The sequence below is a fragment of the Streptomyces sp. NBC_01341 genome, from assembly GCF_035946055.1.
Classification (GTDB): domain Bacteria; phylum Actinomycetota; class Actinomycetes; order Streptomycetales; family Streptomycetaceae; genus Streptomyces.
On sequence record NZ_CP108364.1, the window covers coordinates 2,899,836 to 2,921,667 of the forward strand.

Sequence of the window (21,832 nt, forward strand, 5' to 3'; positions counted from 1 at the left end):
ACAGCTTATGTAGCTTTGCAGCGAATTGATCAGTCGACAGCGCTGATGATCTTCGAATCGCCCCATCCGCTCGCGAGGTCACTCCCCCGGCCAGCTGGGCTTCCGCTTCTCGTTGAACGCGGCGACGCCCTCGGCACGGTCGCCGGAGAAGGCCACGGACCGCCAGGCCGCGTCCTCGACCTCGAGCCCGGCCCGCAGGTCCAGGCCGTGCCCCAGCCGCAGGGCCCTCTTGGCCGCCCGCAGACCCACCGGGGAGTTCGCCGCGATCCTGCCGCCGAGGGCCAGCGCCTCCTCGCGGTCCCGGCCGGCGTCGACCAGTTCGTCGACCAGCCCGAGTTCACGCGCCTCGACGGCCTCGACCCGCCGCGCGGTGAAGACCAGCTCGGCCGCGCGCGCGGCACCGACCCGGCGGGGCAGCAGCTGCGTACCCCCGCCGCCCGGGATCACGCCGACGGAGACCTCGGGCAGCCCCACCACGGCCGTACGGTCGGCCACGATGACGTCGCAGGCCAGGGCCAGCTCGAAGCCGCCGCCGAGGGCGAAGCCGTGCACGGCGGCGACCACCGGCATGGGGAGTTCGAGCACGCCGGTGTAGGCGGCGCGGGCGGTCGGGCGCTGCCGCACCAGCTCGGCGTCACTGAAGGAGTTCCGCTCCTTGAGGTCCGCGCCCACGCAGAAGGCCCGCTCGTGGCTGGACGTGAGCACGGTGGCCCGCACCCCCGGATCGGCGCCGAGCGCGGCACAGGCCTCGCCGATGGCGGCCGCCATGGCGGTGCTCACGGCGTTCATGGCCTTGGGCCGGTCGAGCACCAGCTCGGCCACGTGCTCCTGGCCCTCGTGCCGCCGCACGACGACGAACTCCCCGAACCTCTGCTCCGACGTGACACCCATGACTGCACCCCTGACGGTTAACGAGCGTTACCGGGATCCTAGGTGCGGCCGGGGCGGCAGTGACAGGGGGGCCGCAGCCGGGTGCCGGGCCTCCGGTGCCGGTCCGCGCACGGGGACCGGACATCAGGCGTCAGGCGTCACGCGTCAGGACGACGGCTTGCCCCGCCGCGCCAGCAGCCAGGGCTCGACCACACCGAGCCCCCGCACCGGCCGCTGCCACATCGGCTGCAACCCGAAGCGGTACGTCGGCAGCGGCGGCTCCTCGCCGGGGCCGCGCCCCTCCTTCTCCGCCAGCCGGGCCCGCTCCGCCGCGGCGCTGACCTCCTCGGCAGCCTGGGCCTCCGAGGCCGGGGCGTCGCCGGTCCGGACGATCTCCTGGGCGAACGCGCCGTCGACCAGCACGGCGTCCTTCGGCGCTATCGAGGTGAGCCGGCTGGCCAGGTTCACCGTCGTGCCGAACACGTCGCCCATGCGCGTGGTGACCGTCCCGAACGCCATGCCGACCCGGAGCGCGGGCATCGTGGTGTCCTGGGCCATCGCCTCGACCAGCCGGAGCGCGATCTCGGCTGCCGTGCCCGCGTCGTCCGCGGCGAAGAGGACCTCGTCGCCCAGCGTCTTGATGAGTCGTCCCCCGTGCGCGGCGACCAGGTCGGCCGAGGTCGTCTCGAAGGCCTCGACCAGCTCGCCGAGCTCCTCCTCCTCCAGCCTGCGCGTCAGCCGGGTGAAGCCGACGAGGTCGGCGAAGCCCACCGCGAGACGGCGGTCGACCATCTCCTCGTCGTCCGCCGCCTGCACGACCCGGCCGGTGGCGGCGGCGAGCTGGCGCCGCCACACGTAGACCAGGAACTCCTGCAGCTCGGGCAGGAGCAGCTCGACCAGGGGATACGTGACCTCGGTGCGGGTCATGCCGGGCTCAGGGGGCTCGGTCAGCCCCTCCAGGAAGGAGTCGATCTGCCACTCGGCCAGCCGGGCGGTGGTCTGACCGGTCGACCGGGCGACCTGGATCGCCATCGGCTCACTGAGCAGCCCGGCCTCCACCAGGCCGGCGAGCCGGCGCAGGGCCAGCACGTCGGCCTCGGTGAGCGCCTTGGCCTGCCCGATGTCGGCGAAGCCCATGGCCCGCCAGAACCGGGACGCCAGGTCCATGGAGACCCCGGCGGTCCTGGCCGCCTGGAAGGGCGTGTACCGGCGGTCGGCCCCCAGGATCAGGGATTCCAGCCGGATGGCGAGCGGGTCGTCGGTCGGTTCGGCCGTGTGGTCGACCTCGTGATGCGGTGTCGAGTGGACCGGCCGTGCCGACGAGCGCTCCGCGCCGTCCGCGCCGTCGTCGGGAATAGCGTCGTCGACGGTCACCGGCCGCCTCCTGCCCGTTCCGTGCGCACTGCCCTGCCGATCTGTCGCTGGATCGCCTCAACGATACGGCAGGTGTGCCCTGGCTCACGTCCCGGTCACGTGGTTGCGCGGTGCGCCCCGCGAGACGTCACCCGTATGTGCCCCGGGCCCCGGATCAGGTCAGTCCTCCCTCCTCGCCGCGCAGGTGCACGATGTCGCCCGCCGACACGGGTTCCTGCACGCCCTCGCCCGTGGCCAGCACGAGCCTGCCGTCGCCGTCGATGGCGACGGCCTCGCCGACGACCGACCGGTCACCCGGCAGCTCGGCCCGGACCGTGCGGTCGAGCGTGGCGCAGCCCGCCGCGTAGGCCGCCTGGAGGCCGGAGGCCGCGGCGTCGCCATCGGCGTCACGCCACGTCCCGTACCACTGTTCGAGCGACCGCAGGACGGCCCGCAGGAGGGTCTCGCGGTCGGTGGACACCGCTCCGGCGAGCGCCAGGGACCCCGCGTGCGGGGCGGGGAGCTCGGCCGCGCGGAGCGACACGTTGAGGCCGATGCCGATGACGACGCCGTCCCCGGCGCGCTCGGCGAGGATGCCTCCGGTCTTGCGCTCCGTGTCTCCGACGGTCACCAGGAGGTCGTTGGGCCATTTCAGTGCCATGTCGATGCCCGCCGCCTGAGCGAGGCCGGTCGCGGCAGCGACACCGGTCAGCAGCGGCAGCCAGCCCCACCGCTCGGCGGGCACGTCGCCGGGGGTCAGGTAGACCGAGAGGAAGAGGCCCGAGCGGGGCGGCGCGGTCCAGCTCCGGTCCAGCCGGCCGCGGCCCGCGGTCTGCTCCTCCGCGACCAGCACCGTCCCCTCGGCCAGCCCCTCACCGGCGGCCCGCGCCGCGAGGTCGGAGTTGGTGGAGCCGGTCGAGTCGACCACGTCGAGGGAGCTCCACAGCCCGCCCGGCCTCAGCAGCGCGCGGCGCAGCGCCGTGACGTTGAGGGGCGGCCTGTCGAGGTCCGACCAGCGGTTGTGCGGCGCATCGGAAGGTGTCATGCAACCCACATTAGGTGTGGCCAACGACGCACTGCCGAACCGTATCCGCGCCGATACGCTACGGGTCAGTAGCCAGCACCGCCGACGAGCGGCGTGCCGTCGAGCACATTGCTGGATGTACCAGCCGTCCCCGTGACCAGGCAGGGAGCCGCCACCCGATGTCCGAGCCGCAGAGCGACATCCACACGACCGCGGGCAAGATCGCGGACCTGCAGCGCCGTATTGAAGAGGCGACACACGCAGGTTCCGCCCGCGCCGTCGAAAAGCAGCACGCCAAGGGCAAGTTGACTGCCCGGGAGCGCGTCGAGCTCTTGCTCGACGAAGGTTCCTTCGTGGAGCTCGACGAGTTCGCGCGGCACCGCTCCACCAATTTCGGCATCGAGAAGAACCGCCCGTACGGGGACGGTGTCGTCACCGGATACGGCACGGTGGACGGCCGTCCCGTCTGCGTGTACTCGCAGGACTTCACCATCTTCGGCGGCTCGCTGGGCGAGGTCTACGGCGAGAAGATCGTCAAGGTCATGGACTTCGCGCTGAAGACCGGCTGCCCGGTCATCGGCATCAACGACGGCGGCGGGGCCCGCATCCAGGAGGGCGTCGTCGCCCTGGGCCTGTTCGCCGAGATCTTCCGCCGCAACGTGCACGCGTCGGGCGTGGTCCCGCAGATCTCGCTGATCGTCGGGCCCTGCGCGGGCGGCGCGGTCTACTCACCGGCGATCACGGACTTCACGGTGATGGTCGACCAGACCTCGCACATGTTCATCACCGGCCCCGACGTCATCAAGACGGTCACCGGCGAGGACGTCGGCTTCGAGGAGCTGGGCGGCGCCCGTACGCACAACACCACGTCAGGTGTGGCGCACCACATGGCGGGTGACGAGAAGGACGCCATCGAGTACGTCAAGTCCCTGCTGTCCTACCTCCCGTCCAACAACCTCTCCGAGGCGCCGGCCTTCCCGGAGGAGGCGGACCTGGGGACCACGGACGAGGACCGCGAGCTCGACACCCTCATCCCGGACTCGGCGAACCAGCCGTACGACATGCACACCGCGATCGAGCACGTACTCGACGACGGCGAGTTCCTGGAGACCCAGGCCCTGTTCGCGCCGAACATCATCACCGGCTTCGGGCGCGTCGAGGGCTTTCCGGTCGGCATCGTCGCCAACCAGCCGATGCAGTTCGCCGGCTGTCTGGACATCAACGCGAGCGAGAAGGCCGCGCGCTTCGTCCGCACCTGCGACGCCTTCAACGTGCCGGTCCTCACCTTCGTCGACGTGCCCGGCTTCCTCCCGGGGGTCGACCAGGAGTACGGCGGCATCATCCGCCGGGGCGCCAAGCTCATCTACGCCTACGCCGAGGCCACCGTCCCGCTGATCACGGTGATCACCCGCAAGGCGTTCGGCGGAGCCTACGACGTCATGGGCTCCAAGCACCTGGGCGCCGACCTCAACCTGGCGTGGCCGACCGCGCAGATCGCGGTGATGGGCGCCCAGGGCGCGGTGAACATCCTGCACCGCCGCACGATCGCGGCCGCCGACGACCCCGAGGCGACCCGCGCCGAGCTGATGACCGACTACGAGGACGCCCTCCTCAACCCGTACGTCGCGGCCGAGCGCGGCTACGTCGACGCGGTGATCATGCCGTCCGAGACCCGGGCGCACCTGGTGAAGGGCCTGCGCCAGCTCCGCACGAAGCGTGAGTCCCTGCCGCCGAAGAAGCACGGCAACATCCCCCTCTAACCACGGGAGCCACCATGATCAAGGTCGTACGGGGCAATCCGACCCCGGAGGAGCTCGCCGCGGCCCTCGCCGTGGTCCGGGCGCGTGCGGCGGCGGCCGTCGCCGTGCCGTCCGGCGCCCCGCTGCCGCCCGAGCAGTGGTCGGACCCGGGACGCATCGCCCGCGGCGGCACGCTGCGGCCGGGCCCCCGGTCGTGGGCGCGGACGTACTGGCCCTCCTGAGGCGGCCCGGCGGGCCCGCGAGCGGCGCTTGAGTACCCGTACTCAGGCGCCGCGGCCGTGTCCGGAGCACCATCGGACGCATGCTGTGGTCCGACCCCGAGAACAAGCCCCCGAAGGAACTCCGCGACGCCCAGGACATGATGCGCCGCGCGGGGCTGCTGCTGGCCCTGGCCATGGTCGTGGCGATGTTCGTCCTGGGCACCCGCTGAGGTCCCCGGCCCCGCCTACGATGGCGGGTATGACTGATCAGCGCCGCCTCGTGCTCGCCTCCGCCTCCCCCGCCCGTCTCGGTCTCCTCCGTCAGGCGGGTTTCGCCCCCGAGGTGATCGTCAGCGGTGTGGACGAGGACGCGGTCAGCGCCCCCACCCCGGGAGAGCTGGCCCTCGTCCTGGCCGAGGCGAAGGCCGCGGCCGTCGCGGCCCGCCCGGAGGCGTCCGGCGCGCTGGTGATCGGCTGCGACTCGGTACTGGAGCTGGACGGCGAGGCGTTCGGCAAGCCCGCGGACGGCGAGGAGGCCACGGCCCGCTGGAAGTCGATGCGCGGCCGGCCGGGCATCCTGCAGACGGGTCACAGCGTCATCGACACGGCGACCGGCCGTACGGCGTCGGCGACCGCCTCCACCGTCGTCAGGTTCGGCGAGCCGACCGACGCCGAGGTTGCGGCGTACGTCGCCACCGGCGAACCGCTGCACGTCGCGGGTGCGTTCACGCTGGACGGCCGCTCGGCGCCGTTCGTCGAGGCGATCGAGGGCAGCCACGGCAACGTCATCGGACTCTCGCTGCCCCTGCTGCGCCGGCTCCTGGGCGAACTGGGCTTCTCCGTCACCGATTTCTGGGTCTGAGCGGCGGCGGGCACGTCACACGGCGGCCGGGGCCCCTTCGGGGCCGGCCGCCGTGTCCTGTGGCACACGCCGGTCGAACGCCACCAGGGTCAGCACGATCAGTGCGAGGACGGCCATCATGAACGCGAAGGCCGCCCAGCCGATCAGCCCCACCGCCAGGGCGCCCAGCACCCCGTGGACGACCGCGCAGGCGATGAGGGCGATCCGGCCGAAGCGGCCCGGTGCCCGGTCGCGTATGCCGGCCAGCAGCGGTATCAGCCCGCACAGCACCAGCAGGACGCCCGAGACGCCGCCCATCACCCAGGTGCCGGTGACCATGGCATCGGGATCCATCCCCGCCAGGGACATGCTCTGGTTGTCCGCGACCGTCGCCAGGACGCCGTTGACGAGCACGATGCCCACGGCCTCCACGAAGAGAACGATCGCGGTCACGAAGGCCACTGGTCTGCGCACCACGGTGCCACCCCCTGTTACCTGCAGTACGTGCGATAGCGCGGACCCTACTAACGGGTAACGCACCGGACAAGGGGTCGGACGCCGTCGGCCGCCCGCACGCACCACCCGCCCGCCCCTCGGCGGGGACGCGCCGCGCCCGCGGTCGTGCCGAGGCAAAGATTCCATCGGCCGTTCGTAGGGAGTCCACAAAGAAACGCCGCGCGCCGTTGACCGTCCGGACAGAGACTTGGGCCACACTTCGTGGCTACTGTGCCGTTGAGGATGGCGGCGTACCGTGGTGCGACAAGGGATTTCGCGACTCGAGCAAGCCTCGAATCACACTCCGTGTGGGCAAGTTCACTATTGGGGACGGGTCGTACGGCCGTGTCGGTAGTCCCTAAACTCAGCTTGTTCTCAAGGAGGGAGTCATCGTGCGCAAGGTGCTCATCGCCAACCGTGGCGAAATCGCTGTCCGTGTTGCTCGGGCTTGCCGGGATGCCGGAATCGCGAGCGTAGCCGTCTACGCCGATCCGGACCGGGACGCTCTGCATGTGCGCGCGGCCGACGAAGCGTTCGCTCTGGGCGGTGACACCCCGGCCGCCAGTTATCTGGACATGGCCAAGGTGCTCCAGGCTGCCAAGGACTCGGGGGCGGACGCGATCCACCCGGGTTACGGCTTCCTCTCGGAGAACGCGGAGTTCGCCCAGGCCGTGCTCGACGCCGGCCTCACGTGGATCGGCCCGCCGCCGCACGCGATCCGCGACCTGGGTGACAAGGTCGCCGCCCGCCACATCGCCCAGCGCGCGGGCGCCCCGCTGGTGGCCGGCACACCGGACCCGGTCTCGGGTTCCGACGAGGTCGTGGAGTTCGCCGAGAAGAACGGCCTGCCGGTCGCGATCAAAGCGGCCTTCGGCGGTGGCGGCCGCGGCCTGAAGGTCGCCCGCACGCTGGAGGAGATCCCCGAGCTGTACGACTCCGCGGTCCGCGAAGCCGTCGCGGCGTTCGGGCGGGGTGAGTGCTTCGTCGAGCGCTACCTCGACAAGCCGCGCCATGTGGAGACCCAGTGCCTGGCCGACCAGCACGGCAACGTCGTCGTCGTCTCGACGCGTGACTGCTCGCTGCAGCGCCGCCACCAGAAGCTCGTCGAGGAGGCCCCGGCACCCTTCCTGTCCGAGGCGCAGAACGCCGAGCTGTACGCGGCCTCGAAGGCCATCCTGAAGGAGGCCGGCTACGTCGGCGCCGGCACCGTCGAGTTCCTCGTCGGCGTGGACGGCACAATCTCCTTCCTCGAGGTCAACACCCGCCTGCAGGTGGAGCACCCCGTCACCGAGGAGGTCACCGGCCTCGACCTCGTCCGCGAGATGTTCCGCATCGCCGACGGCGAGGAGCTCGGTTACGGCGACCCGGCCGTGCGCGGCCACTCCTTCGAGTTCCGGATCAACGGCGAGGACCCGGGCCGCGGCTTCCTCCCCGCCCCCGGCACCGTCACGCTGTTCGCCCCGCCCACCGGTCCGGGCGTGCGCCTGGACGCGGGCGTCGAGACCGGCAGCGTCATCGGCCCCGCCTGGGACTCCCTCCTGGCGAAGCTGGTCGTGACGGGCGCGACCCGTGAGCAGGCCCTGCAGCGCGCCGCGCGTGCGCTGGGCGAGTTCACCGTCGAGGGCATGGCCACCGCCATCCCCTTCCACCGCGCGGTCGTCGTCGACCCGGCGTTCACCTCGGACCCCTTCCAGGTCCACACCCGGTGGATCGAGACGGAGTTCGTCAACGACATCAAGCCCTTCGCGGTGCCCGCGGACCAGGACGCCGACGAGGAGTCCAACCGCGAGACCGTGGTCGTCGAGGTCGGCGGCAAGCGCCTCGAGGTGTCCCTGCCGTCCTCGCTGGGCATGAGCCTGGCCCGCACGGGCCTGGCCGCGGGGGCCAAGCCCAAGCGCCGCGCGGCGAAGAAGTCCGGCTCCGCGGCCTCCGGTGACACCCTCGCCTCCCCGATGCAGGGAACGATCGTGAAGATCGCCGTCGAGGAGGGCCAGGAGGTCAAGGAGGGCGACCTCATCGTCGTACTCGAGGCGATGAAGATGGAGCAGCCCCTCAACGCGCACCGCTCCGGCACCGTCAAGGGTCTGGCGGCCGAGGTCGGCACGTCGATCTCCTCCGGCGCGGCGATCTGCGAGATCAAGGACTGACGCTCGTACTCGCGCACTGGGGGCCCGGCATCCGCCGGGCCCCCAGTGGCATCCTGGGACGCGGGAGCGGACACCAGGAGGACAGGCCATGGCGATGAGCGCGGTACCCACACCGGCCCGGCCGCTGCGCGCCGATGCCCGCCGCAACCGCGACCGGCTGGTGAGCGAGGCGCGGGCGTCCTTCGCTGCCCACGGCACGGACGCCTCGCTGGAGGACATCGCCCGGAGCGCGGGGGTCGGCATCGGTACGCTCTACCGGCACTTCCCGAACCGCCACGCCCTGATGAACGCGGTCTTCCAGGACGCGCTGACCGACCTGCTCGACCGCTCCGGCGAACTGGCGCACGCGGAACAGCCATGCACCGCGCTCGTCGAGTGGCTGGGTGCGATCGTCACCCATGCGGGTGAATACCGAGGGCTGGCGAGGGCCCTCATGTCGACGTCCGGCGACGAGACCTCCGCATTGACGTCCTGTCATGTGCCGTTGCGCCAGGCGGGCGAGAGACTGCTCGCGCGGGCCCGGGCGGACGGCTCGGTGCGGGCGGACGTGTCGATCGACGACCTGCTGCGGCTCACCAACGCGATCGCGCTGGCCACGGAGCAGCCCCCGGCCGATCCCGACCTGGCCTGCCGCCTGCTGCGGCTGACGCTGCACGGGCTGAAGGCGGACCCGGCCGATCCGCGGCCGTCGCCCCCTCCGGGCGGCTGAGGCCACCCTCCGGCGCCCCGCGCCCGGTCCCTACCGGCGTCGCATGTCCGCGACGCGGCCCACCGGCCCGTCCGGCAGTGCCGCCGCGCTCCGCAACTGTGGTCCGAGACCTCCCGACCCTCCGTGACCGCCCTGGGTGCGGCGCTGACCGGGCAGCGGCATTTCCTGCCTGGGCTGCCGTCCGGGCGGCAGGGCGTCTCCGGCCGCGGAGTCCGCGTCGGGTCCCGCCACCGTGATCTCCACCCCCTGGTCGGCCAGGGCCTGGAGTTCGGTGGCCGCGCGCTCGTCGTGCACCGGTGGCTCGTCCGTCACCAGACGGGTGATCAGCTCCGTGGGTACCGTCTGGAACATGGTGTCGGAACCGAGCTTCGTGTGGTCCGCGAGGACCACCACCTCGGCGGCGGCCTGCACCAGCGCGCGGTCCACGCTGGCGGAGAGCATGTTGGACGTGGACAGCCCGCGCTCCGCGGTCAGCCCGCTCCCGGACAGGAAGGCCCGGGAGACCCGCAGCCCCTGCAGGGACTGCTCGGCACCGCTCCCCACGAGGGCGTAGTTGCTCCCCCGCAGCGTGCCGCCGGTCATCACCACCTCGACGCGGTTGGCATGGGCCAACGCCTGGGCGACGAGCAGCGAGTTGGTGACCACGGTCAGACCGGGCACACGTGCGAGCCGGCGGGCCAGCTCCTGCGTGGTCGTTCCGGCGCCGACCACGATGGCCTCGCCCTCACCGACCAGGCCGGCCGCCATATCGGCGATGGCCGTTTTCTCCGCGGTGGAAAGATGGGATTTCTGCGGGAAGCCGGACTCCCGCGTAAAACCGCCCGGCAAGACCGCACCGCCGTGCCGGCGGTCGAGGAGTCCTTCTGCCTCCAGCGCCCGCACGTCCCGCCGTACGGTCACTTCGGAGGTCTGGACGACGCGGGCGAGCTCACGGAGCGATACCGCACCGTTGGCGCGCACCATTTCGAGGATCAATTGACGACGTTCTGCAGCGAACACGAAACTGACAGTAACCTGGCCGTACGTTGCTTTTCAGCAGTTTGCGCCGAATAAGAGAAGTTGTGCATGAGCGAGGCCCCCTAGTGGTATAGGGGGCCTCGTCGCAGGTGGAACGGTCCGGGTACTACGCCTCGCCGGCCGACTTACGGGTGTGCAACTGGCGGGCGACCTCGGCGATCGAGCCCGACAGGGACGGGTAGACGGTGAAGGCGTTCGCGATCTGCTCCACCGTCAGGTTGTTGTCGACCGCGAGCGAGATCGGGTGGATCAGCTCGCTGGCCCTCGGTGCGACGACACAGCCGCCGACCACGATGCCGGTGCCCGGGCGGCAGAAGATCTTGACGAAGCCGTCCCTGATGCCCTGCATCTTGGCGCGCGGGTTGCGCAGCAGGGGAAGCTTCACGACACGGGCGTCGATCTTGCCGGAGTCGACGTCGGCCTGGCTGTAACCGACCGTGGCGATCTCGGGGTCGGTGAAGACGTTCGCGGAGACCGTCTTGAGGTTCAGCGGCGCCACGGCGTCGCCGAGGAAGTGGTACATCGCGATACGGCCCTGCATGGCGGCGACCGAGGCCAGTGCGAAGATCCCGGTGACGTCACCGGCCGCGTAGACGCCGGGGGCGCTGGTGCGGGAGACCCGGTCGGTGCGGATGTGACCGGAGTCCTTGAGCTGCACCCCGGACTCCTCCAGGCCCATGCCCGCGGTGTTCGGGATCGCGCCGACGGCCATGAGGCAGTGTGTGCCGGAGATGACGCGGCCGTCGGCCAGCGTGACCTCCACCCGGTCGCCGACGCGCTTGGCGGACTGCGCGCGGGAGCGGGCCATGACGTTCATGCCGCGGCGCCGGAAGACGTCCTCCAGGACGGCCGCCGCGTCGGGGTCCTCGCCCGGGAGCACCCGGTCGCGGGAGGAGACCAGGGTCACGCGCGAGCCGAGCGCCTGGTAGGCGCCGGCGAACTCCGCGCCGGTGACACCGGATCCGACCACGATGAGCTCCTCGGGGAGCTCGTCGAGGTCGTAGACCTGGGTCCAGTTCAGGATGCGCTCGCCGTCGGGCTGGGCGTCCGGGATCTCCCGGGGGTGGCCGCCCGTCGCGATCAGGACGGCGTCGGCGGTGAGCCTCTCCTCGGTGCCGTCGGCCGCGGTCACCACGACCTGCCGGGAGCCGTCGGAAGCCTGGAGGCCCTCGAGCCGGCCGCGGCCGCGCATGACCCTGGCCCCCGCGCGGGTGACCGAGGCGGTGATGTCGTGGGACTGGGCGAGCGCGAGGCGCTTCACCCGCCGGTTCACCTTCCCGAGGTCGACGCCGACCACCCGCGCCGCCTGCTCGATGTGGGGGGTGTCGTCGGCGACGATGATGCCCAGTTCCTCGTAGGAGGAGTCGAAGGTGGTCATCACCTCGGCCGTCGCGATCAGGGTCTTCGAGGGCACGCAGTCGGTGAGTACCGACGCGCCGCCGAGGCCGTCGCAGTCGACGACGGTCACCTCCGCGCCGAGCTGGGCGCCCACCAGTGCGGCCTCGTAGCCGCCGGGGCCACCGCCGATGATCACGATCCGGGTCACGAAAAGTCCGCCTCGCGTGGTGTCATCCCACGGCCGTCTGCCGCCCCGGCCGGGGGTCCGGGGGGCCGCCCCGGCGTCTGCAGTACGTAATTCATTGTCCCGCACGCGCCAAGCTGCTTCGCCCCGGGGCCCTCCATACGGGCACATGCCCGGTCGGGGCGCGGTTCACCGGCCGCCGCGGGCGTCCACCACGGGTGGTCCCGCGCCCCGGAACCGGCGCGTCGCGCGTCACCTCCCGTACCCTCGACCCCATGTCGCTCTACGCCGCGTACGCCGGCAACCTCGACGCGCGGCTGATGACGCGCCGCGCACCGCACTCCCCGCTGCGCGGCACGGGCTGGCTCAACGGCTGGCGGCTGACGTTCGGTGGGGAGCAGATGGGCTGGGAGGGCGCGCTGGCCACGGTGGTGGAGGCCCCCCGCTCCCAGGTCTTCGTCGCGCTGTACGACCTGGCGCCCATGGACGAGGACTCCATGGACCGCTGGGAGGGCGTCGGCCTCGACATCTACCGGCGCATGCGGGTGCGCGTCCACACCCTGGACGGAGACGAGCCCGCCTGGATGTACGTGCTCAACGGGTACGAGGGCGGGCTGCCCTCCGCCAGGTACCTGGGCGAGGTGGCGGACGCCGCCGAATCCGCCGGCGCACCCCACGACTACGTGATGAACGTGCGCAAGCACCCCTGCTGAACCCGGGCCCCGCACGGCTTCCGCCCGGCTTCTGTACGAAAATACGAAGAGGACCGGCCAGACTCTCCTCAGGCACATCTACGCGCGTAGGGAATCAGCGGTTACCCTCTTCCGCGTGAACGCATCTGTTATTCCGGACCACATCCAGGGCGACCCTCTCGCCGCCGCCGCCGACGCCGCCGCCCGCCTGCGCGAGCTGACCGGCGTCGAGACCCACGACGTCGCCCTCGTGATGGGCTCCGGCTGGGCCCCCGCCGGCGAGGCGCTCGGCGCCCCGGAGGCCGAGTTCCCCGTCACCGCGCTGCCGGGCTTCCCGGCCCCGGCCGTGGAAGGGCACGGCGGCACGATCCGCTCCTACCGCATCGGCGAGAAGCGCGTCCTGGTCTTCCTCGGCCGCACGCACTACTACGAGGGCCGCGGCGTCGCTGCGGTGGCCCACGGCGTGCGCACGGCCGTCGCGGCGGGCTGCGGGACCGTCGTCCTGACCAACGGCTGCGGCGGGCTCCGCGAGGGCATGCGCCCCGGCCAGCCGGTCCTCATCAGCGACCACATCAACCTCACGGCGGCCTCGCCGATCGTGGGCGCGAACTTCGTCGACCTGACCGACCTGTACTCACCGCGGCTGCGCGCACTGTGCAAGGAGATCGACGACACGCTCGAAGAGGGTGTGTACGTGCAGTTCCCCGGCCCGCACTACGAGACCCCGGCCGAGATCGGCATGGTCCGGGTCATGGGCGGCGACCTCGTCGGCATGTCGACGGTCCTCGAGGCCATCGCCGCACGTGAGGCCGGTGCCGAGGTGCTGGGCATCTCCCTGGTCACGAACCTGGCCGCGGGCCTGAGCGGCGAACCCCTCAACCACGAGGAGGTCCTCCAGGCAGGCCGCGACTCCGCCACCCGGATGGGCGCCCTGCTGGCCCGGGTGCTCGACCGCATCTGATCGCCCCGCGGCCCGGCAGAATCAGCCCCTCCGGCGAGCGGGTCACGGGGTCCGGGACCGGCGCCCCGGCCCCGTAGGGGCGGACGGGCAGGCCGCCCCGCGCGCCGGCGCCCCGCCCCCACACAACCGCACCGCAGAAAGGCGGACACCGTGCAGCAGGACCTCATCGCGCGGGCCAGGACCTGGCTCGCCGAGGACCCGGACCCCGAGACCCGCGCGGAGCTCACCGGGCTCATCGAAGCCGGTGATCTCACCGCGCTCGCCGACCGCTTCGCGGGCACGCTCCAGTTCGGCACGGCGGGCCTGCGGGGCGAGATCGGGGCGGGCCCGATGCGCATGAACCGTTCCGTCGTCATCCGCGCCGCCGCCGGCCTCGCCGCCTACCTGAAGGCGCAGGGCAGGTCCGGCGGACTCGTGGTCATCGGTTACGACGCCCGCTACAAGTCGGCCGACTTCGCGCGGGACACCGCCGCCGTGATGACCGGGGCGGGCCTGCGCGCGGCGGTGCTCCCCCGCCCGCTGCCCACCCCCGTCCTGGCGTTCGCCATACGGCACCTCGGGGCGGTCGCCGGCGTGGAGGTCACGGCCAGCCACAACCCGCCGCGTGACAACGGCTACAAGGTCTACCTGGGCGACGGCTCACAGATCGTGCCCCCCGCCGACCTGGAGATCGCCGCCGCCATCGAGGCCGTCGGCCCGCTCGACGGCGTACCGCGCCCGGAGTCCGGCTGGGAGACCCTCGGCGACGAGGTCCTGGCCGCCTACCTCGCCCGTACGGACGCGGTGCTCAGCCCCGGCTCGCCCCGGACCGCCCGGACCGTCTACACGGCCATGCACGGCGTCGGCACCTCCGTGCTGACCGCGGCCTTCGCCCGGGCCGGGTTCCCCGAGCCGGTGCTGGTCGCCGAGCAGGCCGAGCCCGACCCGGCGTTCCCCACCGTCGCCTTCCCCAACCCGGAAGAGCCGGGCGCCATGGACCTGGCCTTCGCGGCCGCCCGCACGGCCCTGCCCGACATCGTCATCGCCAACGACCCGGACGCCGACCGCTGCGCCGTGGCCGTGCCCGACCCCTCCGTCGAGGGCGGCTGGCGGATGCTGCGGGGCGACGAGGTCGGCGCGCTGCTCGCCGCACACCTCGTCGACCGGGGCGTCACGGGCGTGTTCGCCGAGTCGATCGTGTCCTCGTCACTGCTGGGCCGCATCGCCGAGAAGGCCGGCCTCGGCTACGAGGAGACGCTCACGGGCTTCAAGTGGATCGCCCGTGTCGACGGACTGAGGTACGGCTACGAGGAGGCGCTGGGTTACTGCGTCGACCCGGACGGGGTGCGTGACAAGGACGGCATCACGGCCGCGCTGCTGATCACGGAGCTGGCCTCCGCGCTCAAGGAGAAGGGCCGCACCCTCCTCGACCTGCTGGACGACCTGGCCGTGGAGCACGGGCTGCACGCGACGGACCAGCTGTCGGTCCGGGTCGAGGACCTGTCGGTCATCGCCGACGCCATGCGGCGGCTGCGCGAGAACCCTCCGGCCGAACTGGCGGGTCTGCCCGTCGTCTCGGCCGAGGACCTCTCGCTGGGAACCGAGGCGCTGCCGCCCACCGACGGCCTGCGCTACCGCCTGGCGGGCGCCCGGGTCATCGTCCGCCCGAGCGGCACCGAGCCCAAGCTCAAGTGCTACCTGGAGGTCGTCGTCCCGGTCGCCTCGGCCGGCGAGCTGCCCGCGGCCGCCGCGAAGGGCGCCGGACTGCTCGCCGCCGTCAAGCGCGACCTGGCCGCCGCGGCCGGCATCTGAGCGGACGCGTGCGGGAGGCGGCCCCGGGGCCGGTCTCCCGTACGCGCCGGCGGCGCGGGCGCGATGCCCGCTCCCGTCAGCTGATCGCGAACAGGACCACGAGCAGCACCAGGCCGACCGCGGCCGGGGCGATCACCTCGTACGCCCAGCGCGCCGAGGCGGTCGTGGTGGGCTTCTCCGGACGCGCGGCGGCACGCTCGGCGAGCTCCCGCAGGTCACCCACCGTCTGGTCCGCGGCGGCCGTGCGCGCCTGGGAGTCCAGGACGTCGGCGTGCACGGACGTGCGGCCGTAGGGGTCGTCGTGCGCCCGCTGGGAGGCCCTCCTGGCCGCCCGCTTGCGCTCGCGCAGCGAGACGGGCACCGCCCACAGCTGATACTTCGCACCGTCGTGGGTGAAGATCTCGCTGGAGTAGGTGGCGCGTACCGTGGAGACGTCGGCCCACGGCACCACGATCGTGCGGAACGGGTTGCGGATGTGGATCCGCTCGACGTCGGCGAACACCGCGGGCCTCAGGGTGAACGCGACGATCAGCGGGATCACGGTCAGCAGGGCGGCCAGCGCCAGCCAGGGCACCCACCCTTTGCCCTGGGCCACCGCGTCCCCGCCGATCCAGCCGACCAGCAGGATCAGCAGCACGCCACTGACGATGCCGGCGCCCGACCGGAAGGTCCGGTCGGCGTGGGTGGGCTCGGCGGGAGGTGTGGGGCTCGTCATGGTCCCGATTCTGCCTGAAGCGGCAGGGCATGTGCGGCCCGGCCTCGCGGGGGTCGCGGGAGCAGCGGAGAGAGGACGGGCCTGTACATGTCGCTACGCGCGTAGATATGCTGGTGTGGTGACCATGCCCACCACTGCTCCAGCATTCGCCGACGCGACGGCGTCCGACAGTGCGCTGCGCCGCTTCCTGCACGGGCTGCCCGGCGTCGACACCGTCGGCCTCGAAGCGCGCGCCGCGTCCCTCGGCACCCGATCGATCAAGACGACCGCCAAGGCGTACGCGATCGATCTCGCCATCTCGATGATCGACCTGACGACGCTGGAAGGCGCGGACACCCCGGGCAAGGTCCGGGGTCTCGCCGCCAAGGCCGTCAACCCCGACCCGACCGACCGCACGGCCCCGCGCACCGCCGCGGTCTGCGTCTATCCCGACATGGCGGCGACCGCCGTCGCCGCGCTGGCGGGCTCCGGGGTGAAGGTGGCGTCCGTGGCGACGGCCTTCCCCGCCGGCCGCGCCGCGCTCGGCGTCAAGCTCGCGGACGTCCGCGACGCCGTGGCGGCAGGGGCCGACGAGATCGACATGGTGATCGACCGGGGAGCCTTCCTCTCCGGCCGCTACCTCAAGGTGTACGAGGAGATCGTCGCCGTGAAGGCCGAGTGCGGCCCGGCGCGGCTCAAGGTGATCTTCGAGACCGGCGAGCTGTCGACGTACGACAACATCCGGCGCGCCTCCTGGCTCGGAATGCTGGCGGGTGCGGACTTCATCAAGACGTCGACCGGCAAGGTCGGCACGAACGCGACACCGGCGAACACCCTGCTGATGCTGGAGGCCGTGCGCGACTTCCGGCAGCAGACGGGCGTGCAGATCGGTGTGAAGCCCGCGGGCGGCATCCGCACCACGAAGGACGCCATCAAGTTCCTCGTCCTGGTGAACGAGACCGCGGGCGAGGACTGGCTGGACAACCACTGGTTCCGCTTCGGCGCCTCCAGCCTGCTGAACGACCTGCTGATGCAGCGCCAGAAGCTCAGCACCGGCCGTTACTCCGGCCCCGATTACGTGACGGTGGACTGATCCCCATGGCATCTGCTTTCGATTACGCACCGGCTCCGGAGTCCCGCTCCGTCGTCGACATCGCCCCCTCGTACGGCCTGTTCATCGACGGTGAGTTCACCGAGGCCGCCGACGGCAAGGTCTTCAAGACGGTCAGCCCGTCGTCCGAGGAGGTGCTCTCCGAGGTCGCGCGGGCCGGCGCCGAGGACGTGGACCGGGCCGTGAAGGCCGCCCGCAGGGCGTTCGAGAAGTGGTCGGCACTGCCCGGCTCCGAGCGCGCCAAGTACCTCTTCCGGATCGCCAGGATCATCCAGGAGCGCTCCCGGGAGCTCGCCGTCCTGGAGACCCTGGACAACGGCAAGCCGATCAAGGAGACCCGTGACGCGGACCTCCCGCTGGTCGCCGCGCACTTCTTCTACTACGCGGGCTGGGCCGACAAGCTGGACCACGCGGGCTACGGGGCGAACCCCCGGCCGCTCGGGGTGGCCGGCCAGATCATCCCGTGGAACTTCCCGCTGCTGATGCTGGCCTGGAAGATCGCCCCGGCGCTCGCCACCGGCAACACCGTGGTGCTGAAGCCCGCCGAGACGACCCCGCTCTCCGCCCTGTTCTTCGCGGACATCTGCCGCCAGGCCGGCCTGCCCAAGGGTGTCGTCAACATCCTGACGGGTTACGGCGACGCGGGCGAGGCACTCGTCTCGCACCCCGACGTCAACAAGGTCGCCTTCACCGGCTCCACCGCGGTCGGCAAGGCGATCGCCCGGCAGATCGCCGGCACCGGCAAGAAGGCCACGCTCGAACTGGGCGGCAAGGGCGCGAACATCGTCTTCGACGACGCGCCGATCGACCAGGCCGTCGAGGGCATCGTCACCGGGATCTTCTTCAACCAGGGCCAGGTCTGCTGCGCGGGCTCGCGCCTGCTGGTCCAGGAGTCGGTCCAGGACGAGGTGCTGGACGCCCTGAAGCGCAGGCTGTCCACGCTGCGGCTCGGCGATCCGCTGGACAAGAACACCGACATCGGCGCGATCAACTCCGCCGATCAGCTCGCCCGGATCACCGCCCTGGTGGAGACCGGCGAGGCGGAGGGCGCGGAGCGCTGGTCGGCCCCCTGCGAGCTCCCGTCGTCGGGCTACTGGTTCGCCCCGACGCTCTTCACCAACGTCACCCAGGCGCACACCGTGGCCCGTGACGAGATCTTCGGCCCGGTGCTGTCCGTCCTCTCGTTCCGGACCCCGGACGAGGCGGTCGCCAAGGCGAACAACAGTCAGTACGGCCTCTCGGCCGGCATCTGGACGGAGAAGGGCTCCCGCATCCTCGCGGTGGCGAACAAGCTCCGCGCGGGCGTCGTCTGGGCCAACACGTTCAACAAGTTCGACCCGACCTCGCCGTTCGGCGGATACAAGGAGTCGGGCTTCGGCCGCGAGGGCGGCCGTCACGGTCTGGAGGCCTACCTCGATGTCTGACGGGCGACTGAGCGTCTTCAAGACCTACAAGCTGTACGTCGGGGGCAAGTTCCCCCGCTCCGAGAGCGGCCGGGTGTACGAGGTGACCGCGAAGAAATCAGCCACCGCCGCGGCGGGCAAGGGCAAGTGGCTGGCCAACGCCCCGCTGTCGTCCCGCAAGGACGCCCGTGACGCGGTCGTCGCCGCGCGCAAGGCGTTCGGCGGCTGGTCGGGCGCGACGGCGTACAACCGCGGCCAGGTCCTCTACCGCGTCGCGGAGATGCTGGAGGGGCGCCGGGACCAGTTCGTGCGCGAGGTCGCGGACGCGGAGGGGCTGTCGAAGTCCAAGGCCGCGGCCGTCGTCGACGCGGCGGTCGACCGCTGGGTCTGGTACGCGGGCTGGACCGACAAGATCGGCCAGATCGTGGGCGGGGCGAACCCGGTGGCGGGCCCGTTCTTCAACCTCTCCACCCCGGAGCCGACGGGCGTGGTCGCGGTCCTGGCACCGCAGGAGTCGTCCTTCCTCGGCCTGGTGTCGGTGATCGCCCCGGTGATCGCCACCGGGAACACCGCGGTCGTCGTCGCCTCGGCGGACGCGCCGCTTCCCGCGCTCTCGCTGGGGGAGGTGCTGGCCACCTCCGACCTGCCGGGCGGCGTGGTGAACATCCTGTCCGGGAGGACGGCCGAGCTCGCGGCTCCGCTGGCGTCCCACCAGGACGTCAACGCCATCGACCTCACCGGCGCCGACGCGGAACTGGCGACGGAGCTGGAGATCGCGGCCGCGGACAACCTGAAGCGCGTCGTGCGCGGCCGTCCACAGGCTGTGGACGGAGCGGACTGGTCGGCCGATCCCGGCACGCACCGCCTCACGGCGTTCCTGGAGACCAAGACGGTCTGGCACCCGACGGGCGCCCTGGGGACCTCCGGCTCCTCGTACTGACCCGTCCGGACGCGTGTGCGGGGCCGCCCCCGAGCGGCCCCGCACGCGCGTCCGCGGCCGTGTCAGCCGGTGATCAGGCCGGTCACCTCACCGATCACGGGCAGGTCGCCCAGCGCGGCTCCGCTGGTCAGCGGGTCGGTGACGAGAGCCGTGGTCACCGGCTTGAAGTCGGCGATCTGGGTACCCACCGCGTTGTCCAGCGGATCCACTCCCGTGCCGGCGAGCGGATCCAGCTGCAGGTCGGTGACGGGCTTGACGGCCCCCGCGAGCCCGTAGCCGAGGGCGCTGGTCACCGCGGGCGACGCCGCCTCGCCGATCGCCCCCAGGGTGCTGTCCGCGGAGTCCGCACCGGTGGCGGGCGTGGCGGGCAGCACGGCGGCCTGGGCCGCCGCGCCTCCCGCGCCGAGCGCCGCACCCAGTGCGGTGAGGGTCAGACCGGCGCGCAGCAGAGCGCGGTGCCGGGGTTTGGACAGTGCGTGACGTGCCATGTTTTCCCACCTGATCGGGACGTGTTGAGTAATCATCCGTGCGCGCAGAGTAGTTGAGGTGTGATGCTCGATACCAACAGGACCTCCGGGGGATCCCCTACGCGGGTCAATGCCTCACACTTCTGTTCTGTGAGTTCCCAACCGATCCCCACTCGCGTCGTGCTGCTCGCCGGTCCTTCCGGCTCCGGCAAGTCGTCCCTCGCCGCCCGCAGCGGTCTGCCCGTGCTGCGCCTGGACGACTTCTACAAGGAGGGAAACGACCCGACACTGCCCCGGGTCACCGGCAGCACCGACATCGACTGGGACTCGGCGCTGTCCTGGGACGCGGACGCCGCGGTCGCGGCCGTTGCCGAGCTGTGCCGCACGGGACGCACGGACGTCCCGCTGTACGACATCGCCACGAGCTCGCGGGTCGGCCGGGAGACGCTCGACATCGAACGCACGCCCCTGTTCGTCGCCGAGGGCATCTTCGCCGCGGACATAGTCGAGCGCTGCCAGGAGCTCGGGCTGCTGGCCGATGCCCTGTGCCTGCGCGGGCGGCCGTCCACGACGTTCCGCCGTCGGCTGCTGAGGGATCTGCGGGAGGGGCGGAAATCGGTGCCGTTCCTGCTGCGGCGCGGGTGGCGGCTCATGCGGGCCGAGCGGCGCATCGTGGCCCGCCAGACCGCGCTGGGCGCGTATCCCTGCGCCAAGCAGGAGGCACTGGGCCGGCTGGCCGCCGCCGCGGCGGGCCGCTGTCTCGCCCCCCGGAGCCGGGTACCGAACTGAGGCCGTGACCGCCCGGATCGGGGCCGCCCGGGCCGTCGCACGGCACGACAGCGGGGGCGGACAGGACCCCCCGGCCCGTCCGCCCCCGCTGCGTGTCACCCCCGTACCGCCGCTTCCCCCGAAGCGGCGGCGTTCTTCCCCCGTTCCCCCCGTAGACCTCAGGCCACCAGCTCGCCGAAGGACTCCTCCTCGTCACGGCCGAAGCTGAGGACGTCGTCCTCGCGCAGCCGGCGGAGCGACCGCCAGATGCTCGACTTCACCGTGCCGACACTGATGTCGAGTATCGATGCGATCTCCGGGTCCGTGCGGCCCTCGTAGTAGCGGAGGACCAGCATCGTGCGCTGGAGTTCTGGCAGGCGCGCCAGCGCCTGCCAGAGCACCGCACGCAGTTCCGTGCCCCGCATCGCGTCCGTGTCGCCCACCGTCTCCGGCAGCTCCTCGGTCGGGTACTCGTTGAGCTTGCGCCTGCGCCATGCGCTGATGTGCAGGTTGGTCATGGTCCGGCGCAGGTATCCGCCGACCGCGGCCTTGTCGCTGATCCTGTCCCACGCGCGGTACGTCGAGAAGAGGGCGCTCTGCAGCAGGTCCTCGGCCTCGAACCGGTCGCCGGTCAGGTGGTAGGCGGTCGCGTACAGGGAGGCACGGCGCTCCTGGACGTAGGCGGTGAACGCCGCTTCGGCGCTCTCGGCCTGCGCCGGGACCTTCCGCTCCCCCGAGCCCTCCCCGTACGCCTTTCCCCCGTTGTCCCCCGCGGACGCGTCGACCATCGTCAGGTACGACGCGTGCTGACGACCGGCGTTCCGGTAGCACCCCCGTGCTCCGGCGCCGGACTTCTCCGGGCCCTTGCCGACGTCGTGGAGGCGCGTGACAACTGCGCTTGAGGTGGTGCTGTGCAGTGCGTTCATCTGGCGCCCCCCATCGGTGGAGTCCGTTCGTTCCGTGTGCCATTGAGCTTGCCGGGGCAGTTTCATGGCGCTGTCCCCCGACTGTCACAGGGCTGTCACAGGCCTCCCCGGCCGCCCGTGCCGGCGATCCGGCCGGGGATC

At 72.0% G+C, this 21,832-nt stretch carries 22 protein-coding genes; 13 read left to right on the forward strand and 9 right to left on the reverse strand.

Going from position 1 to position 21,832, the window contains the following annotated elements:
• Window positions 1–78: 78 nt before the first annotated feature.
• From OG206_RS12425 to OG206_RS12435, 3 genes are all read right to left on the reverse strand, one after another.
• The gene (locus OG206_RS12425; protein WP_327115318.1) at window positions 79–891 is read right to left on the reverse strand and encodes an enoyl-CoA hydratase/isomerase family protein; all 813 of its coding nucleotides are present in this window, start codon (window positions 889–891) and stop codon (window positions 79–81) included.
• A gap of 144 nt (window positions 892–1,035) precedes the next feature.
• A complete protein-coding gene (locus OG206_RS12430; protein ID WP_442805839.1) occupies window positions 1,036–2,244 on the reverse strand; it encodes an adenylate/guanylate cyclase domain-containing protein in 1,209 nt (402 codons plus the stop codon).
• 154 nt (window positions 2,245–2,398) lie between these two features.
• Window positions 2,399–3,268, reverse strand: a complete 870-nt coding sequence (locus tag OG206_RS12435) for a biotin--[acetyl-CoA-carboxylase] ligase (protein WP_327115320.1) — start codon at window positions 3,266–3,268, stop codon at window positions 2,399–2,401.
• 158 nt (window positions 3,269–3,426) lie between these two features.
• Here OG206_RS12435 and OG206_RS12440 point away from each other — a divergent pair, with 158 nt between their 5' ends.
• The 4 genes from OG206_RS12440 (at window position 3,427) to OG206_RS12455 (ending at window position 6,069) form a co-directional block, all read left to right on the forward strand.
• Window positions 3,427–5,007, forward strand: coding sequence for an acyl-CoA carboxylase subunit beta (locus tag OG206_RS12440; protein WP_327115322.1), 1,581 nt, complete (start codon window positions 3,427–3,429; stop codon window positions 5,005–5,007).
• A gap of 14 nt (window positions 5,008–5,021) precedes the next feature.
• A complete protein-coding gene (locus OG206_RS12445) occupies window positions 5,022–5,228 on the forward strand; it encodes an acyl-CoA carboxylase epsilon subunit (protein ID WP_327115325.1) in 207 nt (68 codons plus the stop codon).
• Between the two features lie 80 nt (window positions 5,229–5,308).
• Window positions 5,309–5,437, forward strand: coding sequence for a morphogenic membrane protein MmpB (gene mmpB, locus OG206_RS12450; protein WP_099174806.1), 129 nt, complete (start codon window positions 5,309–5,311; stop codon window positions 5,435–5,437).
• A 20-nt stretch (window positions 5,438–5,457) separates the two neighbouring features.
• Window positions 5,458–6,069 (forward strand): nucleoside triphosphate pyrophosphatase, encoded by a 612-nt coding sequence (locus tag OG206_RS12455; RefSeq protein WP_327115328.1) that lies wholly within the window; start codon window positions 5,458–5,460, stop codon window positions 6,067–6,069.
• Between the two features lie 15 nt (window positions 6,070–6,084).
• Here OG206_RS12455 and OG206_RS12460 read toward each other — a convergent pair whose 3' ends face one another.
• Window positions 6,085–6,522, reverse strand: coding sequence for a hypothetical protein (locus OG206_RS12460; RefSeq protein ID WP_327122252.1), 438 nt, complete (start codon window positions 6,520–6,522; stop codon window positions 6,085–6,087).
• 413 nt (window positions 6,523–6,935) lie between these two features.
• Here OG206_RS12460 and OG206_RS12465 point away from each other — a divergent pair, with 413 nt between their 5' ends.
• Window positions 6,936–8,690, forward strand: coding sequence for an acetyl/propionyl/methylcrotonyl-CoA carboxylase subunit alpha (locus tag OG206_RS12465; RefSeq protein ID WP_327115330.1), 1,755 nt, complete (start codon window positions 6,936–6,938; stop codon window positions 8,688–8,690).
• Between the two features lie 94 nt (window positions 8,691–8,784).
• Window positions 8,785–9,399 carry a TetR/AcrR family transcriptional regulator gene (locus tag OG206_RS12470; protein ID WP_442805944.1) on the forward strand — a complete coding sequence of 205 codons (615 nt, stop codon included), beginning with the start codon at window positions 8,785–8,787 and terminating at the stop codon, window positions 9,397–9,399.
• A gap of 30 nt (window positions 9,400–9,429) precedes the next feature.
• Here the strand turns inward: OG206_RS12470 and OG206_RS12475 are convergent, their stop codons facing one another.
• Together OG206_RS12475 and OG206_RS12480 are read right to left on the reverse strand one after the other, a co-directional pair.
• A complete protein-coding gene (locus OG206_RS12475) occupies window positions 9,430–10,398 on the reverse strand; it encodes a DeoR/GlpR family DNA-binding transcription regulator (RefSeq protein ID WP_327115334.1) in 969 nt (322 codons plus the stop codon).
• Between the two features lie 124 nt (window positions 10,399–10,522).
• Window positions 10,523–11,962, reverse strand: a complete 1,440-nt coding sequence (locus OG206_RS12480) for an NAD(P)H-quinone dehydrogenase (protein WP_327115336.1) — start codon at window positions 11,960–11,962, stop codon at window positions 10,523–10,525.
• A 251-nt stretch (window positions 11,963–12,213) separates the two neighbouring features.
• Here OG206_RS12480 and OG206_RS12485 point away from each other — a divergent pair, with 251 nt between their 5' ends.
• The 3 genes from OG206_RS12485 to OG206_RS12495 all read left to right on the forward strand — a co-directional run bounded on the left by OG206_RS12485 (window position 12,214) and on the right by OG206_RS12495 (window position 15,382).
• The gene (locus tag OG206_RS12485; protein WP_327115338.1) at window positions 12,214–12,651 is read left to right on the forward strand and encodes a gamma-glutamylcyclotransferase; all 438 of its coding nucleotides are present in this window, start codon (window positions 12,214–12,216) and stop codon (window positions 12,649–12,651) included.
• 115 nt (window positions 12,652–12,766) lie between these two features.
• Window positions 12,767–13,591 carry a purine-nucleoside phosphorylase gene (locus OG206_RS12490; protein ID WP_327115340.1) on the forward strand — a complete coding sequence of 275 codons (825 nt, stop codon included), beginning with the start codon at window positions 12,767–12,769 and terminating at the stop codon, window positions 13,589–13,591.
• 150 nt (window positions 13,592–13,741) lie between these two features.
• The gene (locus OG206_RS12495) at window positions 13,742–15,382 is read left to right on the forward strand and encodes a phospho-sugar mutase (protein WP_327115342.1); all 1,641 of its coding nucleotides are present in this window, start codon (window positions 13,742–13,744) and stop codon (window positions 15,380–15,382) included.
• Window positions 15,383–15,458: 76 nt separating this feature from the next.
• On the opposite strand, the gene OG206_RS12500 is transcribed toward OG206_RS12495, so the two are convergent.
• Window positions 15,459–16,097, reverse strand: a complete 639-nt coding sequence (locus OG206_RS12500) for a PH domain-containing protein (RefSeq protein ID WP_327115344.1) — start codon at window positions 16,095–16,097, stop codon at window positions 15,459–15,461.
• A 124-nt stretch (window positions 16,098–16,221) separates the two neighbouring features.
• Between OG206_RS12500 and deoC the strand changes: the two genes are divergently transcribed.
• From deoC to OG206_RS12515, 3 genes are read left to right on the forward strand one after another with little or no spacing between them, the layout of a single operon-like run.
• Entirely contained in the window at window positions 16,222–17,169 is a 948-nt protein-coding gene (gene deoC, locus OG206_RS12505; RefSeq protein ID WP_327122253.1) for a deoxyribose-phosphate aldolase, read from the forward strand.
• A 5-nt stretch (window positions 17,170–17,174) separates the two neighbouring features.
• A complete protein-coding gene (locus tag OG206_RS12510) occupies window positions 17,175–18,611 on the forward strand; it encodes an aldehyde dehydrogenase family protein (RefSeq protein ID WP_327115346.1) in 1,437 nt (478 codons plus the stop codon).
• Window positions 18,604–19,530 (forward strand): aldehyde dehydrogenase family protein, encoded by a 927-nt coding sequence (locus OG206_RS12515; RefSeq protein ID WP_327115348.1) that lies wholly within the window; start codon window positions 18,604–18,606, stop codon window positions 19,528–19,530. The genes OG206_RS12510 and OG206_RS12515 overlap by 8 nt, the downstream gene beginning before the upstream one ends.
• A 62-nt stretch (window positions 19,531–19,592) precedes the next feature.
• Here OG206_RS12515 and OG206_RS12520 read toward each other — a convergent pair whose 3' ends face one another.
• Window positions 19,593–20,018 (reverse strand): hypothetical protein, encoded by a 426-nt coding sequence (locus tag OG206_RS12520; protein WP_327115350.1) that lies wholly within the window; start codon window positions 20,016–20,018, stop codon window positions 19,593–19,595.
• A gap of 63 nt (window positions 20,019–20,081) precedes the next feature.
• Between OG206_RS12520 and OG206_RS12525 the strand changes: the two genes are divergently transcribed.
• Window positions 20,082–20,786 (forward strand): uridine kinase, encoded by a 705-nt coding sequence (locus OG206_RS12525; RefSeq protein WP_327115352.1) that lies wholly within the window; start codon window positions 20,082–20,084, stop codon window positions 20,784–20,786.
• Window positions 20,787–20,944: 158 nt separating this feature from the next.
• On the opposite strand, the gene OG206_RS12530 is transcribed toward OG206_RS12525, so the two are convergent.
• Window positions 20,945–21,691: a SigE family RNA polymerase sigma factor gene (locus tag OG206_RS12530; RefSeq protein ID WP_327115354.1), complete on the reverse strand. Its 747-nt coding sequence runs from the start codon at window positions 21,689–21,691 to the stop codon at window positions 20,945–20,947.
• Window positions 21,692–21,832 lie beyond the last annotated feature (141 nt).

Excerpts from the sequence above, each read along its gene's own strand:
- OG206_RS12425 (WP_327115318.1), bottom strand. The coding sequence starts at position 891 with ATGGGTGTCACGTCGGAGCAGAGGTTCGGGGAGTTCGTCGTCGTGCGG.
- OG206_RS12485 (WP_327115338.1), top strand. The coding sequence starts at position 12,214 with ATGTCGCTCTACGCCGCGTACGCCGGCAACCTCGACGCGCGGCTGATG.
- OG206_RS12530 (WP_327115354.1), bottom strand. The coding sequence starts at position 21,691 with ATGAACGCACTGCACAGCACCACCTCAAGCGCAGTTGTCACGCGCCTC.
- deoC (WP_327122253.1), top strand. The coding sequence starts at position 16,222 with ATGCCCACCACTGCTCCAGCATTCGCCGACGCGACGGCGTCCGACAGT.
- OG206_RS12510 (WP_327115346.1), top strand. The coding sequence starts at position 17,175 with ATGGCATCTGCTTTCGATTACGCACCGGCTCCGGAGTCCCGCTCCGTC.
- OG206_RS12515 (WP_327115348.1), top strand. The coding sequence starts at position 18,604 with ATGTCTGACGGGCGACTGAGCGTCTTCAAGACCTACAAGCTGTACGTC.
- OG206_RS12525 (WP_327115352.1), top strand. The coding sequence starts at position 20,082 with ATGCTCGATACCAACAGGACCTCCGGGGGATCCCCTACGCGGGTCAAT.
- OG206_RS12435 (WP_327115320.1), bottom strand. The coding sequence starts at position 3,268 with ATGACACCTTCCGATGCGCCGCACAACCGCTGGTCGGACCTCGACAGG.
- OG206_RS12520 (WP_327115350.1), bottom strand. The coding sequence starts at position 20,018 with ATGGCACGTCACGCACTGTCCAAACCCCGGCACCGCGCTCTGCTGCGC.
- OG206_RS12455 (WP_327115328.1), top strand. The coding sequence starts at position 5,458 with ATGGCGGGTATGACTGATCAGCGCCGCCTCGTGCTCGCCTCCGCCTCC.
- OG206_RS12500 (WP_327115344.1), bottom strand. The coding sequence starts at position 16,097 with ATGACGAGCCCCACACCTCCCGCCGAGCCCACCCACGCCGACCGGACC.
- OG206_RS12470 (WP_442805944.1), top strand. The coding sequence starts at position 8,785 with ATGAGCGCGGTACCCACACCGGCCCGGCCGCTGCGCGCCGATGCCCGC.
- mmpB (WP_099174806.1), top strand. The coding sequence starts at position 5,309 with ATGCTGTGGTCCGACCCCGAGAACAAGCCCCCGAAGGAACTCCGCGAC.
- OG206_RS12440 (WP_327115322.1), top strand. The coding sequence starts at position 3,427 with ATGTCCGAGCCGCAGAGCGACATCCACACGACCGCGGGCAAGATCGCG.
- OG206_RS12445 (WP_327115325.1), top strand. The coding sequence starts at position 5,022 with ATGATCAAGGTCGTACGGGGCAATCCGACCCCGGAGGAGCTCGCCGCG.